This is a genomic window from Phenylobacterium sp. (assembly GCF_036501465.1).
Lineage (GTDB): Bacteria > Pseudomonadota > Alphaproteobacteria > Caulobacterales > Caulobacteraceae > Phenylobacterium.
This window is the reverse complement of the sequence record NZ_DASYAF010000124.1, coordinates 1-1,838: the sequence shown is the minus strand read 5'-3', so window position 1 is coordinate 1,838 and position 1,838 is coordinate 1. Positions and strand designations below refer to the sequence as shown.

The window sequence follows — 1,838 nt, the reverse complement described above, 5'->3', positions numbered from 1 at the left end:
CGAAGTCTCCGGAACGGTGATGCAGACGGTGAGCATCGACCTTTCGCCAGGCGAGACCGTCTATAGCCAGACCGCGACCATGTCGTGGATGAACGACGCCGTCCGCATGCAGACAAACACCGGCGGTGGCGTGTTCGCCGGGCTCAAGCGCAGCCTCACCGGCGGCAGCTTCTTTGTCACCGACTTCACGGCCCAGGGGCCGGGCGCCCACGTGGCCTTCGCGCCGCGCTTTCCCGGCAACATCCTGGTCAAGACCCTGGCGTCCGGCGAATCCCTCATCTGCCGCAAGGAGACCTTCCTGGCCGCCGAGAAGTCGGTGAGCTTCGAGCTCGCCTGGCAGCAGAGGATCGGCGCTGGCTTTTTCGGCGGGGCCGGCTTCATCCTGCAGAGGTTGAATGGTCCGGGTACGGTGTTCCTCGACCTTTCCGGCGAGGTGGTGACCAAGCGTCTGGGGCCCGGCGAGCGGCTCTATGTCCACGCTGGCCATGTGGGCGTGCACGAGCCGACGGTCTCGTTCGACATCCAGATGGTGCCCGGTTTCGGCAACATCCTGTTCGGCGGCGAGGGCCTGTTCCTGGCGACGCTCACCGGCCCCGGCGAAGTCCACCTGCAATCGATGCCGATCATGAATCTGGCGGAGGAGATCGCCCGCTATCTGCCGGGGAACGCCCAGCGCAACGCCGGCTCGACCCTGGGAACCTTGGCCGCCGGCGGAGCCGTGGGGGGACTGCTGGGCGGCATCCTGGGCGGCAACAACTAGGCCCGCGAGCGCGTGGCGGAGGGTTTGCGGATCGGGGTCGATTTTGGCGGCACCAAGATCGAGGTCGCTGCCCTTAACGCGGGCGGCGACTTCCTCAATCGCCGGCGCGAGGCCAATCCTAAATCCTATGAGGCGGCGATCGAGACGGTGGTCCGGCTGGTGGCCGAGGCCGAGCGCGAGGCCGGCGGCGAGGGAACGATCGGCGTCGGATCGCCGGGCTCGGTCTCGCCGCTCAGCGGCAAGATGCGCAACGCCAACTCCACCTACCTCAATGGCCGCGCCTTCAAGGAAGACCTGGAGGCGGCGCTCGGGCGGCCGATCCGGCTGGCCAACGACGCCAACTGCCTGGCGCTTTCCGAAGCCATCGACGGCGCGGCGGCCGGTGCGAAGGTGGCGTTCGCCGTGATCATCGGCACCGGCTGCGGCGGCGGCCTGGCGGTGGACGGCAAGCTGATCGACGGCGCCTCGGGCATCGCCGGCGAGTGGGGACACAACCCCCTGCCCTGGCCCGGGCCCGGAGAGACGCCAGGCCCCAAATGCTGGTGCGGCCTCCATGGCTGTCTCGAGACCTGGATCTCCGGCACGGGCCTCGAACGCGACCACGCGGCGGTGACCGGAGAGACCCTCGTGGCGGAAAAGATCATCGCGAAGGCCAGGGCCGGCGACCCGGAGGCCGCGCTCAGTTTCGATCGCTACATCGACCGCCTGGGTCGCGCCGTGGCGATGATCTGCAACATCCTCGATCCGGACGTCTTCGCGTTCGGCGGCGGCATGTCCAAGGTCGAGGAGATCTATCCGCGCCTGCCGGCGGCGATCAGCCCCTTTGTCTTCTCCGACGGCTGGCTGGGACGCCTGGCGCCGGCCCGCTGGGGCGATTCGTCCGGCGTTCGCGGCGCCGCCCGATTGTGGGAGGGCCCATGACCCTGACCCTGCTTCGCGCCGCCGACCGCGCGCCGCAGCCGTGGAAGAATGGCGGAGGCCTCACCTGGCCGGTGGCCGTCTCGCCGGAAGGGGCTGGCCTCGACGGTTTCGACTGGCGCCTCAGCCTGGCGCTGGTGGAGAGCGGCGGCCCCTTCTC

At 69.3% G+C, this 1,838-nt stretch carries 3 protein-coding genes; all 3 read left to right on the top strand.

Annotated features, from left to right (window positions below; genetic code table 11):
- On the top strand, window positions 1-760 hold a 760-nt coding region (locus VGL85_RS13115), incomplete at its 5' end, for a TIGR00266 family protein (RefSeq protein WP_331589391.1).
- Window positions 761-772: 12 nt separating this feature from the next.
- Window positions 773-1,681, top strand: coding sequence for an ROK family protein (locus tag VGL85_RS13110; RefSeq protein WP_331589390.1), 909 nt, complete (start codon window positions 773-775; stop codon window positions 1,679-1,681).
- A partial coding sequence (locus VGL85_RS13105; RefSeq protein ID WP_331589392.1) for a HutD family protein occupies window positions 1,678-1,838 on the top strand: 161 nt, incomplete at its 3' end. The genes VGL85_RS13110 and VGL85_RS13105, both read left to right, overlap by 4 nt.